This is a genomic window from Ruegeria sp. ANG-R (assembly GCF_000813985.1).
GTDB lineage: Bacteria > Pseudomonadota > Alphaproteobacteria > Rhodobacterales > Rhodobacteraceae > Ruegeria.
Genome location: NZ_JWLJ01000004.1, coordinates 106,723 through 119,472, shown reverse-complemented (window position 1 = coordinate 119,472; position 12,750 = coordinate 106,723). Strand labels below are relative to the sequence as shown.

The window sequence follows — 12,750 nt, the reverse complement described above, 5'->3', positions numbered from 1 at the left end:
CCCTCACAGATAGGTCAGCGCAAAGGCGCGAACTGAGTCCGGAAGATATTCATAGATTGCACCGGCAGGGATTTTCACCTGCAGAAACCCTCTGAATACGATCGTGACGATAAAGCCGAATAGTGCCGCGATGCCGATTGCGCCCGCACCGCGAAACCCCGAGCGCAGCGTCAGGAAAACTGCGAACAATATAGTGGAGAGCAGATAGCCAAGCTGTGGCACCAGCAGTACGTAGATCAGAAAATAGGCAACATATTCCAATGAACGGACCCAGAACCCGACCTCGACCCAACGGCCGTCGATCCGGTCGGAGATGGCCGAGCTGAGCCAGTGCAGAAAGCCGAAGGCGACCATGCACCACACAGCGATTGTGGGCCACAATCCTGGTTGCGCAAACCACTTGGTCCGTTTGACCACCTGGGTCTGTTCGCCAAGTTGCGAGAGCAGAAACACCGAAAAGGCGAGGAACAGCACGGCAAATACAATATCGCCCGGTCGGCGATACCGCTTGAACATATCCTGTAGCGTCTTTGCGATCATCTCTTCCTCCCTACCCGACAAAAAGGCGCGGAAACTTCTTTCCGCGCCCCGGACCGAACGTTATTCGCCCAGAATTTCCGTGATCTTGCCGATCGTCTGCGTATCGGCTTCGATCTGCGCCTGGGCCTCATCAGCGTCCTGCCAGTAGATCAGAACACCGGTTTCACCGATCAGGTTCTGTGCCTTCTCCGACTGCAATGCCTTCTGGGCCGCGGCCGAGATCTTTTCGCGTGCATCGGCTGGTACGTCCTTGTGGACAAACAGGCCATTCCACAGCGCAAGATTCAGTTCGGGGTGAATTTCGGCTACGGTTGGGGAGTCGGGCGTCAGGCTGATCCGTTCGTTGCCGATGGTGGCCAGAACGTTCACTTTGTCCATGCAGGGCAGGATCAACTGCAACGTGGTATTGATGACGTCCACATCGCCCGAGGCCAGGGTGTTGCAATCCAGCGCGTCAAAAGCGGCTTCGCTGGCGAAGTCGAAGTCCGACTGGATCGCTGCAGTGAAGGTTACCTGCGTGGGTGGCAGGAACGAACCAAAGTGACCCAGCGCCACGTCATTTTCCTTGCCGTAAGAGACCAGTTCATCCCATGTTTGGAATGGTGCATCCTTGCTGGCTGCAATCACGAACGGGTAGGTCATGAAGATGCCAATCGGCTCGAACGGGTTCGGGCTGAGCTCTGGAATGCCGATTTCCGGCCCGCCAATCGGAACATCTGTTACGAAGGAACCGACCGTATACCCATCTGCCGGTGCGGTCGCGACTTCCACTGCGCCGGGGAAGGGGCCGCCGCCGCCGCCGGGCTTGTTCACCACCGCGGCAGGAACACCGTACATCGCCTGGAACTCATCCGCGATCATCCGGGTCAGAACGTCCTCCAGATCGCCCGGAGGCCACGGAACCACAAAGGATACCGGCTTCTCGGGATACTCTGCCATTGCGGCGGTTGCAGAAGCAGCCATCAGGGCTGCCGCAAAAAACTTTTTCATTTACACCTCCCGGTAAGTGGTTCATTATTTGAACCGTGTTAACAATAATAATCTTGCTTTGTTAAGTTCATTCTGTCAAGTATAACCTCAACGGAAGGAAGAAAATCGCATGGGTACAGCACTTAATGCCTTGAAAATGCTAGACCTGTTCTCAAACTCTCTGGCCGAAATCGGCCTGAGTCAGATTTCGCGTTTGTCCGGATTGAACAAGGCGACGGCTCTGCGTCACCTGCGTGCGCTTGAGGAATTCGGGTTGATCGAACAAAATCCGCAGACAAAAACCTACACCATCGGACCGGCAGCGCTGCGGCTTGCGGCGCTTCGTGAGATCGCCAAGCCCGGTCTTGAAGGCGCGCGGCAGAAAATGCAGGCAGCGATGCTGGACGTCGGCGAAAGCCTGCATCTCACCTTGCTCGAAAAGGACACTCTGCAAACGGCTGTGGTTGTAGAGACGACGCAGCACAGTGTTCGCGTCAGTCTCGACCCCAGTGAGGTTATTCCGATCAATGCGACCGCCTCGGGGCTTTGTATGCTCGGATTTGGCCCCTCTTTTCTTCTGAGCCGTCTGGATCAGGAAGAGCAGGAACGTTTCACCGATGCCACGCTGACAGATCCGGATCTGATCAAAGAGAAGGTGGCGCTGATCCGGCGGGCGGGGTGGGCCAACAGCAACGGCAGCTACGAAGAGGGTGTTTTCGGATTTGCCGCCCCAATCTTCGGCATTAGTCAAGTTGCGCTCGGGACGATCTCAATTGCCGTTCCCGATATTCGCGCGACCAGTGAACGGCTGCCCGTGATCCTGAAATCACTTCAATCCCTCTCGCGCGATCTGACCGCAAATTTCGGCGGCCAGATGCCCGAGACTTTTCCAACCGAGTTCCACCCTTGATTGGCGGTGGACATTTCCCCGGAGAAACGTGACATGAAAGACTCAAACTTCCTGAAGGAAAACAACGCCCGTCATTTCTGGCATCCGATGGCGCATCCGGCGGACAGCAGGAACAATCCGCCGACTATTCTGACAGGCGGCGAAGGAGTAAGCATCGTCGATGTGGATGGCCACAGGGCCATCGATGCCGTGGGCGGGTTGTGGAACGTCAATCTTGGTTATTCCTGCGAGCCGGTCAAGCAGGCGATCACCGACCAGTTAAATGCGCTGCCCTATTATTCGACGTTCCGTGGAACGAGTAACGACAAGGCCATCGAGTTGTCCTACGAACTGGCGCAGTTCTTTGCCCCTGATGGGTTAACCCGCGCCTTTTTCACCTCGGGCGGGTCAGATTCGGTTGAGATCGCACTGAAACTGTCGCGTCAGTATCACAAGGTGCGCGGCGAAGCCGGACGAACCAAATTCATCAGTCTGAAGCAGGGGTATCATGGCACCCATTTTGCGGCCGCTTCGGTCAATGGCAACCAGAAGTTCCGCGCAGCCTACGAACCGATGATGCCGGGCTGTTTCCACGTGCCCGCCCCGTGGACCTATCGCAACCCGTTTGACGAGACAGATCCCGAACGTCTGGCTCAGCTGTGCGTCAAAGCGCTTGAAGCCGAGATTGCGTTTCAGGGCGCAAACACGGTCGCCGCCTTCATTATGGAACCGATTCTGGGTGCGGGCGGGGTGATCCCGCCACACAAGAGCTTCATGCCCATGGTTCGTGAAGTCTGTTCGAAACACGGCATTCTGCTGATCTCGGACGAGATCATCACCGCGTTTGGTCGCACCGGCAGCGAAAGCGGTGCGCGGCATTGGGGCGTTCAGCCCGACATCATGACCACGGCCAAAGCGATCACCAACGGCTATTTTCCATTCGGCGCAGCGATGATTTCGGGATCGGTGGCGGAGGTGTTTGAAAATGACACCTCGGGCAAGGCCTCGGTCGATCAGGGTTATACCTATTCAGGCCATCCTGTGGGTGCAGCGGCGGCGCTGGCCGCGCTCTCGGAAATCAATCGCCTGCGAATCTGGGAGAATGCTGCAGCCCGCGGGGATGAGTTGTTCGAGGGTTTGAAGAGGCTGGCTGATAAGTACGACGTGATCGGCGATGTGCGCGGGGGCGAGGGCCTGATGTGCGCACTGGAGTTGGTCTCGGATCGTGAAACCAAGGCGCCCATCGCCAAGCATCTGCCATTGCAGGTGCAGAAAGTGGCTTATGAAAACGGTGTGATGGTCCGCGTGTCCGGCAACAACATCATTCTGTCGCCGCCTCTGGTTGTTACATCCGAAGATGTCGCCAAGATTTTGTCGGCTCTGGATGCCGGATTGGCCGGTCTGTAGATACTGTGATGGCCCTGCCTTCCAAAGGTGGGGTCAGACTTTAATGGCCTGCAACTCGTCCAGCAAATCCAGCAGTTTGTCCAGTTTCTCCCGGCCCATCTGCGCCTCGATACTATTGGAAATCGCCAGAGACGTTGCCAGATTTACCTTTAGAATCTCGCGGCCCGCATCGGTGATCATCACCATAGTGCGCCGCTTGTCCCGGCTATCCTGGCGACGCGTGACCTGCCCGTCGGCCTCCATTGTGCGCAGAATACGCGTAAGGCTGGGCAGCAGCAGGCAGGCCTCGTTGGCGATGGTGCTTTGCTCCACCTCACCCAGTTCATCCAAAACGCGAAGGATGCGCCATTTCTGTTCGGTAATCTGGATACCCTGCAGCATATCCCTGACAGGCGCCATGACGGTTTCGCGTGCGCGTAACAGCGCTATCGGAAGGGATCTGGATGTGCTTTTTGTATGGCTTTGCGTGTTCATGGTGCCTTCTAGTGTGCTCTCCCGGGAATTGCAAAGATTAACAAGGCAAGCTCTTGACAGGCGTAGTTCATTTTAATAAACATGTTAACTATAAAGGGGGGCGACATGCCACATTTTCACGTCGAATATACCGGCAATCTTGAGGATTGGATCGACATGGGTGGCTTGTGCGAATGCATCCGGCGGACCGCCGCCGGGATCGAGGCGTTCCCGATGCCGGGCATCCGAGTCCGGGCCACGCGTGTCGATCACTATGCCATCGCAGACGGCAATCCGGCGCATGGTTTTATCGATATTTCGATTCGCTTGCGCGCGGGCCGAACCGATGAAGTAAAGAAAGACGCCACACAGCGCATTTTCGAGGCGGTCCGGGCCTATCTGGAACCTGTCATGAAACAACGGTCCGTAGCAGTGTCGCTCGAAATGCGCGACATCGACCCTGACCTCTCTCCCAAAACCGGGACCATCCGAGACCATCTGGAGACCTGAACATGAGTGATCTGAACAAGAACATCGAGAAACTTGCTGGCTTCCTCGCCCGTTTCAAGGAAACTGGTATCAGGAACCGGATCGCGGGTGAGGATCGGGATGGGTCGGCTGGTGTGTTCCAATCGATCTCTCCGGTCGATAAATCGGTGATCTGTGATGTTGCACATGGTACCGCAGATGACATTGATGCTGCAGCACAGGCTGCACACGATGCATTTGCGGCCTGGCGTGACCTGCCTGCCACCGAACGCCGTCGAATTCTTCTGAACGTTGCGGATGCAATTGAGGCCAGAGCCGAGGAGATTGCCCTGTGCGAGTGCTGGGATACAGGCCAGACCCTGCGCTTCATGTCCAAGGCGGCGCTGCGAGGTGCCGAGAACTTCCGTTTCTTCGCTGATCAGGTGGTTCAGGCACGGGATGGCCAACACCTGAAATCGCCGACGCTTATGAATGTCACCACCCGCGTACCGATCGGGCCCGTTGGCGTGATCACTCCGTGGAATACACCGTTCATGCTGTCGACGTGGAAGATCGCTCCGGCACTGGCGGCGGGCTGTACGGTGGTCCACAAGCCCGCAGAGGACTCGCCTTTGTCTGCGCGCCTGTTGGTTGAGATCGCGGAAGAGGCCGGTTTGCCCAAAGGCGTGCTGAACACGGTGAACGGCTTTGGGCCGGATGCCGGCAAACGGTTGACCGAACATCCGATGATCAAGGCTATCGCTTTTGTCGGCGAAAGCCGCACGGGCAGCATCATTACCAAGCAGGGCGCGGATACGCTGAAGCGGATGCATCTGGAACTGGGCGGCAAGAACCCGGTCATCGTTTTTGACGATGCCGATCTGGATCGCGCTTTGGATGCGGTGATCTTCATGATCTACTCGATCAACGGCGAGCGCTGCACGTCTTCATCGCGCCTGTTGGTACAGGATACGATCAAGGAAGAGTTCGAGGCCAGACTGATTGAGCGCGTGAACAACATCAAGGTCGGGCACCCGCTGGACCCGGCGACCGAGGTCGGCCCACTGGTGACCGAGGAGCACTACAATAAGGTGACCTCATATTTCGACATCGCCAAAGAGGACGGTGCGACCGTTGCCGCCGGAGGCGTCAAGGTCGGCGACGAGGGGTACTTTGTGCGGCCCACCCTGTTTACCAATGCCAGCAACCAGATGCGCATCGCGCGTGAGGAGATCTTCGGCCCGGTCCTGACCGCGATCCCGTTCTCGACCGAGGAAGAGGCGCTGCAGATCGCAAATGATACGCAATATGGTCTGACTGGCTATGTCTGGACCAATGATCTGACCCGCGCCCTGCGTTTCACCGACAAGCTCGAGGCCGGAATGATCTGGGTGAACTCAGAGAACGTGCGCCATCTGCCCACCCCGTTTGGAGGGGTCAAGGCATCCGGCATCGGCCGGGACGGCGGCGACTGGAGCTTCGAGTTCTACATGGAACAGAAGCATGTCGGGTTTGCCACCGGACAGCACAAGATCATGCAATTGGGCAAGCTGTAACCGCTGGCCTCAAACATATGCGCGCGAAAAACTCTAGCTCCAGGAGGAGACCATGGGAGAAATTGTTCTTGCGGCAAAGATGACCCACGTGCCGACCCTGCTCATGTCCGAGCAAGAAGGCGCGGTGAAGGGAAAACGTCAGGCGGCCATCGATGGCCACCGGGAAATTGCCCGTCGCGCCAAAGAGCTTGACGCCACCACGGTGATCATCTGCGACACCCACTGGGTGATCAACGCCGGGTTCCACATCAACGCCAATGACACGTTTGAGGGCCTGTTCACCTCGAACGAGTTCCCGCAGTTCATTCAGGATCTGCCGTACTCCTACAAAGGCAACCCGGAAATGGGCGACGCGATCGCAAAAATTGCTTCGGACAAGGGCGTCTACACGCTGGCGCATCACCTTGATAGCCTGGAACTGGAATACGGCACGCTGGTTCCGATGCGATTCATGAGCCGCGAGCATGACATGAAGGTCGTTTCGGTCGCGGCATGGGCCACGGTGCACAGTCATGACGAAAGCCGCATCGTAGGCGAGGCTATCCGGGAGGCGGTCGAAGCGAGCGATGAGAAAGTGTTGCTGGTTGCATCTGGCTCTCTTTCGCACAAGATCTGGGCGAACAAGGATTATGCTGCCAACAACGGCACATTCACCATCAGTTCGGAATTCAACCGCCAGGTCGACCTGCACGTGCTGGAGATGTGGAAGAGCGGAGATCACGCCACTTTCCTGAAGATGCTTGGCGATTATGCCAACTTCTGCTGCGGCGAAGGCTCGATGCACGACACGTCGATGCTGTACGGTGCACTAGGGTGGGATGCCTACGATAAGAAATGCGAAGTCGTGACCGAGTATTTCCCATCGTCAGGCACGGGCCAGACCAATGTGATCTTCCCGGTCCACTGAACCAGTCGGCAGGCGCGCAACGCATTTTAAAAGGAGACGATCATGGGAAAGATAGTACAGGCTGCGAAAATTACACACGTGCCCAGCATCTGGATGTCCCACACGATGCCGAAATACAAAGGTATCCGGCAACCGGCGATCGATGGGTATGCGCGCCTGCGACAAGACGCGATTGACCGCAATGTCGATACGTTCATAATTTTTGACACCCACTGGATCACCAACCAGGGGTTTCACCTGAATACGAAAGAGCACCACAAGGGTCGGTTCATCAGCCACGAACTGCCGCACATGCTGGCAGACATGGAATTCGACTATCGCGGTGATCATGAACTGGGGGAAACCATCCTCGACGTTCTGCGTGAACGCGGTGAGCGGGCGCTGGGTCATGCGCATCCCGATATGGGCATGGAATATGGCACCTTGCTGCCAATGCATTTCATAAATGAGGGGGTGAACGCACGGGTGTTGCCCGTGGCCGTAAACCAATTCTCATCAATTCACGAGAACCGGGTCTGGGGCGAGGCCGTCGCCGAAGGTATCCGCCGGTCGGGCCGCAATGTGTCTATTCTGGCGTCGGGCTCGTTGAGTCATGATTTCACCCCCAATGAACGGTCTGTCGATGGTTTGAACGCAGTGAACGGTGAGTTCAACCGCCAGATGGACCTGCGCGTACTTGAGCTGTGGGAGCAGGGCCGGTTCGAAGAGTTCCTCGAACTTCTGCCGGACTACGCCAAGAAATGCGCGGGCGAATGCGCTATGAACGATACCGCCCTGCTGTTCGGAGCTTTGGGATGGGGTAGCTACAAGGGCGAAATCGATATCTACACCCCGTATTTCGGTAGTTCCGGAACGGGCCAGGCTAATATCAGCTTCTCGGTGTAAGGCCAAAAATACAGGAAATTTCGAATGACTGACTTGCGTCTCAATGATCCTACTCTGCTTGTTGAAAAGGCGCGGGTTGGTTCAAGATGGGTGGATGTGTCCGAAGCCGCGGCCACGATTGACGTGTCCAACCCTGCGACGGGTGAATTGATCGGCCGCGTCCCCAATCTCGGTGCGGTCGAGACTAGCGAAGCGATTGCCGATGCGCAGCGCGCCCAGAAAGCGTGGGCAGCAAGGACTGCGAAAGAACGCAGCCAGATCCTGCGTCACTGGTACGAGCTGATGATCCAGAACCAGGATGATCTGGGGGCAATCCTGACAGCGGAACAAGGCAAACCTCTGGCCGAGGCCAGGGGCGAGGTGGCTTACGGTGCCAGCTTCATCGAGTGGTTCGCCGAAGAAGCCCGCCGCGCCTATGGAGATGTCACCCCCGGTCATGCGCCTGACAAGCGGATCATCACCGTTAAACAGCCCATCGGGGTCGTCGCCGCGATCACACCTTGGAACTTTCCTAACGCGATGATCACTCGCAAGGCGGGTCCAGCCTTTGCCGCAGGCTGTTCGATGGTCCTTAAGCCGGCCAGTCAGACCCCTTTCTCGGCGATCGCTCTGGCGGTTCTGGCCGATCGGGCCGGGTTGCCTGCGGGTTTGTTTTCCGTCCTCACCGGCTCGGCCCGGGACATCGGCGGCGAGATGACGTCGAGCAAGATTGTGCAGAAACTGACCTTTACCGGCTCGACCGAGATCGGTGCGATGCTTTATGCGCAATGTGCACCAACGATCAAGAAGCTGGGGCTGGAGTTGGGGGGCAACGCGCCGTTCATCGTGTTCAACGATGCTGATCTTGATGCGGCCGTAGAAGGTGCGGTGATTGCGAAATTCCGCAACAACGGTCAGACCTGCGTCTGTGCCAACCGAATTTACGTACAGGCCGGAATTTATGACGCCTTCGCCGAGAAATTGGCGGAAAAAGTAGCGACCCTGCCCATTGGTGACGGCTTTGATGAGGGTATCATTTTTGGCCCGTTGATCGACCAGGCCGCCGTAGACAAAGTCGCCGAACACATTACGGATGCGACGGCGAAGGGAGCGCGCATCACGCTGGGCGGCAATCCGCACAGGTTGGGGGGTACATTCTTCGAACCCACCATCCTGACCGGCGTGACTGCCGATATGGCTGTGGCGACGGAAGAAACCTTTGGCCCCGTCGCACCGCTGTTCCGGTTCGATACCGAAGCCGAGGTGGTGGCTGCTGCCAATGACACCGATTTCGGCCTGGCCTCGTATTTCTATTCGCGTGATATGGCCCGCATCTGGCGTGTGTCCGAGGCGTTGGAATATGGCATGGTCGGTATCAACACCGGCCTGATCTCAACCGCCGAAGCCCCTTTTGGTGGGGTCAAGATGTCCGGTCTGGGCCGCGAAGGTTCGCGCCATGGGCTGGATGATTTCATGGAACTCAAATATCTCTGCATGGGCGGAATTGATGCCGCCGAGGAGGCCTGATGCGCTTTGCAACCTATACCGCCAACGGAAAGACCTATTTCGGTGCGATTACCGATGAGGGCGCGATCGCCCTGAACGGTGATTTCCCCGACTATGGCAGCCTCTACGAGGTTGTCGCGGCGGGGGCGTTCAGCCAGTTGGCCGCAGCGGTCGACGGAAAACCCGTAACCCATACGGAATTCACCTATGAGATGGTGATGCCTGATGTCCGTCGCATCCTGTGCGTTGGCGTGAATTTCCCTGACCGCAATGCGGAATACAAGGATGGCAGCGCGCAGCCGAAATACATGTCGTTGTTTCCGCGTTTTGCCAGTGGCTTTACCGGCCATGATCGCCCCCTGATCCGCCCGCCGGAAAATCACACGCTGGATTATGAGGGCGAAGTGGCCATTGTGATCGGCAAGGCGGGACGCCGGATTTCGCAGGACGACGCTTATGACCATATCGCGGCACTGACCCTTTGCAACGAAGGCACGATCCGCGACTGGGTTCGCCACGCTAAATTCAACGTCACGCAGGGCAAGAACTGGGATCACTCGGGCGCTATCGGGCCCTGGCTGGTGCCGTTTACCGATGCTGCGCAATTGGACGACGCCCGTATTCAGACGCATGTGAATGGAGAGTTGCGCCAGGACGATACACTGAATCGAATGATGTTTCCGATCCGGCGCGAGATCGAATACATCTCGACCTTCATGACGCTCCAGCCGGGCGATATCATTGTCACGGGTACTCCGACCGGCGCAGGCGCACGGTTCGATCCGCCAAAATATCTGGCCCCCGGTGATGTGGTCGAGGTTTCGGTCGAGGGGATAGGAACTCTGCGCAACACCATTGAGGATGAGCAGGTATGACCCCTGAGGATCACGCACACGCTGCTGCCGATCTACTGAACGCTGAACGGACAGGTGAGCAGGTCGGCCTGTTGACCTTGCGCCATCCCGAAATGGGGATGGACGACGCCTATGAGGTGCAGAACGCCATCTATCGTGCAAAGCTGGCGGAGGGGCGCACGGTCATCGGTTGGAAGATCGGTCTGACGTCGAAGGCGATGCAATATGCGCTGAATATCGACATTCCTGACAGCGGTATTCTTTTCGATAACATGGCCTTCGAGAATGGCGGGACCGTTCCGGCCGGCCGCTTCATCCAGCCCCGTATCGAAGCCGAGATCGCCTTTGTCATGAAAGATGCCATTGGTGGTGCGAATGTGACCCGCGAACAGGTGCTGGAGGCGACCGATTATGTCGCTCCATCCATCGAAATCCTCGACACCCGTATTAAGCGGACAGACCCCGAGACCGGAAAGGCACGCACCGTATTCGACACGATCAGCGACAACGCCGCCAATGCGGGCATCGTGCTGGGCACAGAACGTCACGCGGTCGATGCTTTTGACTTGCGATGGGTCGGAGCACTAACCTTCCGCGATGGCGAGATCGAAGAAACCGGTCTGGGTGCGGGTGTTCTCAACGATCCGGTGGAAAGTGTCGTTTGGCTGGCGCGACGCATGGCGCAATACGGTCAAAGCATCGAACCCGGTCAGGTGATCCTGTCCGGCAGTTTCATTCGTCCTGTCGAATGCCCCTCGGGCACAGAAATCCACGCAGATTTCGGATCGTTCGGGTCCGTCGACATCAATTTTTCTTAGAGGAACAGCGACATGCCCGCACCACAGAATGCGTTCAAGGCGGCACTGAAGGCCGGACAACCTCAGATCGGGTGTTGGCTCGGGATGGCTGATGCCTACGCAGCTGAGATTGCCGCGACCGCGGGGTTTGACTGGCTGTTGGTCGATGGCGAACATGCGCCCAACGATCTGCGCTCGACACTTGCACAGGTGCGGGTGATCGAAGGCTCTGGCAGTGCGCCGGTCGCACGCCTGCCGATCGGTGAAACTTGGATGATCAAGCAATATCTGGATGCGGGTGTTCAGAACATCTTGGTGCCGATGGTTGAAAGCGCAGATCAGGCGCGTGAACTGGTGCGGGCCGTGCAATATCCCCCCCGCGGCGTGCGGGGCGTCGGGTCGTCGCTTGCGAGGGCGTCACGATTTGCGGCAATCCCGGACTATCTCAAGACAGCGGATGAGCAAATCTGCCTGCTGATACAGGTCGAAAACAAGGCGGGCATGGCCGAGCTGGACGACATTCTGAAGATCGATGGTGTTGATGGCGTCTTCATCGGGCCTGCGGATCTGGCGGCCGATATGGGGCACATAGGGAACGCCAACCACCCCGAAGTGGTTAAACTGATCGAGGACGGGCTGACCCGGATCGTCGCTGCAGGCAAAGCAGCGGGCATACTTACACTGGACCCCGCCATGCAGCGCAAATGCCTCGACATCGGGGTGACTTTTCTGGCGACCGACATTGATGTCACGCTTTTTGCAAAAAACATGAGGGCTAGGGCGCAGAGCAGTCTTGCTCTCTTACCACGACAGATCGCTACGGGGCAGGCTGCGACGGAGAATGCCAGTAAATACCTGCAGCAATTGTGCAAACACTGGTCGCACAAAGGTCAGGTAAAGTTTGACGCCAATACCGGAACCGTTTCCTTTGATGGCGGCAACTCTGTTGAGCTGAAGGCAACGCCCGAAACGCTGCAGGTCGAAGCCTCAGCCGGGCCGCGCGGTGATCTGGAACGGTGGAAGCTCGTGATCTCGGACCACCTAAAACGCTTCGCCTTCCGCGAGGAGTTTGAACTGATCTGGAACGACTGACTATTGTCGGTTCGGCTGTAGGATTTGGGAGACTGAGCGTGAACCTGCGTGAAGTCGCAGCCCCCTTCCAACCGATGCCTTGATCTGGACAGCCCTCGTCAACGAGGGGGTCGCGTGACTGATGAACAGGAGCAGATAAGAAGCCGTCCGTTTATAGTGTGGGTATTCAGGACGGACTGGGTTCTTGTGGAAAAGTCTGATTGATAGCGTCGGGAGACGCTGCATACCCTAAACGGCCTCTGGTTTCCTCTGCTCGTTTCCCCACGTTGGGGCAGAACCCGTACCTTATCGCCCTTGCGGATTGGTCTTCCCGGAAGCTCAACGCTTTTGGGCGGTGCCGTGCAAAGTTTAGACCAAAGGAAGGCCGCCCCGCCAACGCTTTGAACTCCCGCTCTAACTTGTTGCCTAAATCGAGGACCTTCTGCTTCGCCCGTGCTATAAGGTCAGT

13 protein-coding genes are annotated in these 12,750 nt (G+C 57.4%); 10 read left to right on the top strand and 3 right to left on the bottom strand.

Going from position 1 to position 12,750, the window contains the following annotated elements:
* Positions 1 to 3: 3 nt before the first annotated feature.
* Positions 4 to 540, bottom strand: a complete 537-nt coding sequence (locus RA27_RS12455) for a tripartite tricarboxylate transporter TctB family protein (RefSeq protein ID WP_039539295.1) — start codon at positions 538 to 540, stop codon at positions 4 to 6.
* Positions 541 to 600: 60 nt separating this feature from the next.
* Positions 601 to 1,530 (bottom strand): tripartite tricarboxylate transporter substrate binding protein, encoded by a 930-nt coding sequence (locus RA27_RS12450; RefSeq protein WP_039539294.1) that lies wholly within the window; start codon positions 1,528 to 1,530, stop codon positions 601 to 603.
* Between the two features lie 109 nt (positions 1,531 to 1,639).
* Between RA27_RS12450 and RA27_RS12445 the strand changes: the two genes are divergently transcribed.
* The gene (locus RA27_RS12445; RefSeq protein WP_039539292.1) at positions 1,640 to 2,419 is read left to right on the top strand and encodes an IclR family transcriptional regulator; all 780 of its coding nucleotides are present in this window, start codon (positions 1,640 to 1,642) and stop codon (positions 2,417 to 2,419) included.
* A gap of 33 nt (positions 2,420 to 2,452) precedes the next feature.
* Positions 2,453 to 3,805 (top strand): aminotransferase class III-fold pyridoxal phosphate-dependent enzyme, encoded by a 1,353-nt coding sequence (locus tag RA27_RS12440; protein WP_039539290.1) that lies wholly within the window; start codon positions 2,453 to 2,455, stop codon positions 3,803 to 3,805.
* Positions 3,806 to 3,838: 33 nt separating this feature from the next.
* Here RA27_RS12440 and hpaR read toward each other — a convergent pair whose 3' ends face one another.
* Positions 3,839 to 4,279: a homoprotocatechuate degradation operon regulator HpaR gene (hpaR, locus tag RA27_RS12435; RefSeq protein WP_039539288.1), complete on the bottom strand. Its 441-nt coding sequence runs from the start codon at positions 4,277 to 4,279 to the stop codon at positions 3,839 to 3,841.
* Between the two features lie 105 nt (positions 4,280 to 4,384).
* Here hpaR and RA27_RS12430 point away from each other — a divergent pair, with 105 nt between their 5' ends.
* Genes RA27_RS12430 through RA27_RS12395 form a run of 8 tightly spaced genes read left to right on the top strand, consistent with a single transcriptional unit; the run spans position 4,385 to position 12,302 of the window.
* Positions 4,385 to 4,768, top strand: a complete 384-nt coding sequence (locus tag RA27_RS12430) for a 5-carboxymethyl-2-hydroxymuconate Delta-isomerase (RefSeq protein WP_039539286.1) — start codon at positions 4,385 to 4,387, stop codon at positions 4,766 to 4,768.
* Positions 4,769 to 4,770: 2 nt separating this feature from the next.
* Positions 4,771 to 6,282, top strand: coding sequence for a 5-carboxymethyl-2-hydroxymuconate semialdehyde dehydrogenase (gene hpaE / locus RA27_RS12425; protein ID WP_039539284.1), 1,512 nt, complete (start codon positions 4,771 to 4,773; stop codon positions 6,280 to 6,282).
* A gap of 52 nt (positions 6,283 to 6,334) precedes the next feature.
* Positions 6,335 to 7,189, top strand: coding sequence for a 3,4-dihydroxyphenylacetate 2,3-dioxygenase (hpaD, locus tag RA27_RS12420; RefSeq protein ID WP_039539282.1), 855 nt, complete (start codon positions 6,335 to 6,337; stop codon positions 7,187 to 7,189).
* Between the two features lie 42 nt (positions 7,190 to 7,231).
* Positions 7,232 to 8,074: a 3,4-dihydroxyphenylacetate 2,3-dioxygenase gene (gene hpaD / locus RA27_RS12415; protein ID WP_039539281.1), complete on the top strand. Its 843-nt coding sequence runs from the start codon at positions 7,232 to 7,234 to the stop codon at positions 8,072 to 8,074.
* 24 nt (positions 8,075 to 8,098) lie between these two features.
* The gene (locus RA27_RS12410) at positions 8,099 to 9,580 is read left to right on the top strand and encodes an NAD-dependent succinate-semialdehyde dehydrogenase (RefSeq protein WP_241484063.1); all 1,482 of its coding nucleotides are present in this window, start codon (positions 8,099 to 8,101) and stop codon (positions 9,578 to 9,580) included.
* On the top strand, positions 9,580 to 10,434 hold the full coding sequence (locus RA27_RS12405; RefSeq protein WP_039539279.1) for a fumarylacetoacetate hydrolase family protein: 855 nt from the start codon (positions 9,580 to 9,582) through the stop codon (positions 10,432 to 10,434). The genes RA27_RS12410 and RA27_RS12405 overlap by 1 nt, the downstream gene beginning before the upstream one ends.
* A complete protein-coding gene (hpaH, locus tag RA27_RS12400; protein WP_039539277.1) occupies positions 10,431 to 11,231 on the top strand; it encodes a 2-oxo-hept-4-ene-1,7-dioate hydratase in 801 nt (266 codons plus the stop codon). Before RA27_RS12405 ends, hpaH begins: the two co-directional genes overlap by 4 nt.
* A 12-nt stretch (positions 11,232 to 11,243) precedes the next feature.
* Positions 11,244 to 12,302 (top strand): aldolase/citrate lyase family protein, encoded by a 1,059-nt coding sequence (locus tag RA27_RS12395; RefSeq protein ID WP_039539275.1) that lies wholly within the window; start codon positions 11,244 to 11,246, stop codon positions 12,300 to 12,302.
* Positions 12,303 to 12,750: the final 448 nt, after the last annotated feature.

Excerpts from the sequence above, each read along its gene's own strand:
- RA27_RS12455 (WP_039539295.1), bottom strand. The coding sequence starts at position 540 with ATGATCGCAAAGACGCTACAGGATATGTTCAAGCGGTATCGCCGACCG.
- RA27_RS12450 (WP_039539294.1), bottom strand. The coding sequence starts at position 1,530 with ATGAAAAAGTTTTTTGCGGCAGCCCTGATGGCTGCTTCTGCAACCGCC.
- RA27_RS12445 (WP_039539292.1), top strand. The coding sequence starts at position 1,640 with ATGGGTACAGCACTTAATGCCTTGAAAATGCTAGACCTGTTCTCAAAC.
- RA27_RS12440 (WP_039539290.1), top strand. The coding sequence starts at position 2,453 with ATGAAAGACTCAAACTTCCTGAAGGAAAACAACGCCCGTCATTTCTGG.
- hpaR (WP_039539288.1), bottom strand. The coding sequence starts at position 4,279 with ATGAACACGCAAAGCCATACAAAAAGCACATCCAGATCCCTTCCGATA.
- RA27_RS12430 (WP_039539286.1), top strand. The coding sequence starts at position 4,385 with ATGCCACATTTTCACGTCGAATATACCGGCAATCTTGAGGATTGGATC.
- hpaE (WP_039539284.1), top strand. The coding sequence starts at position 4,771 with ATGAGTGATCTGAACAAGAACATCGAGAAACTTGCTGGCTTCCTCGCC.
- hpaD (WP_039539282.1), top strand. The coding sequence starts at position 6,335 with ATGGGAGAAATTGTTCTTGCGGCAAAGATGACCCACGTGCCGACCCTG.
- hpaD (WP_039539281.1), top strand. The coding sequence starts at position 7,232 with ATGGGAAAGATAGTACAGGCTGCGAAAATTACACACGTGCCCAGCATC.
- RA27_RS12410 (WP_241484063.1), top strand. The coding sequence starts at position 8,099 with ATGACTGACTTGCGTCTCAATGATCCTACTCTGCTTGTTGAAAAGGCG.
- RA27_RS12405 (WP_039539279.1), top strand. The coding sequence starts at position 9,580 with ATGCGCTTTGCAACCTATACCGCCAACGGAAAGACCTATTTCGGTGCG.
- hpaH (WP_039539277.1), top strand. The coding sequence starts at position 10,431 with ATGACCCCTGAGGATCACGCACACGCTGCTGCCGATCTACTGAACGCT.
- RA27_RS12395 (WP_039539275.1), top strand. The coding sequence starts at position 11,244 with ATGCCCGCACCACAGAATGCGTTCAAGGCGGCACTGAAGGCCGGACAA.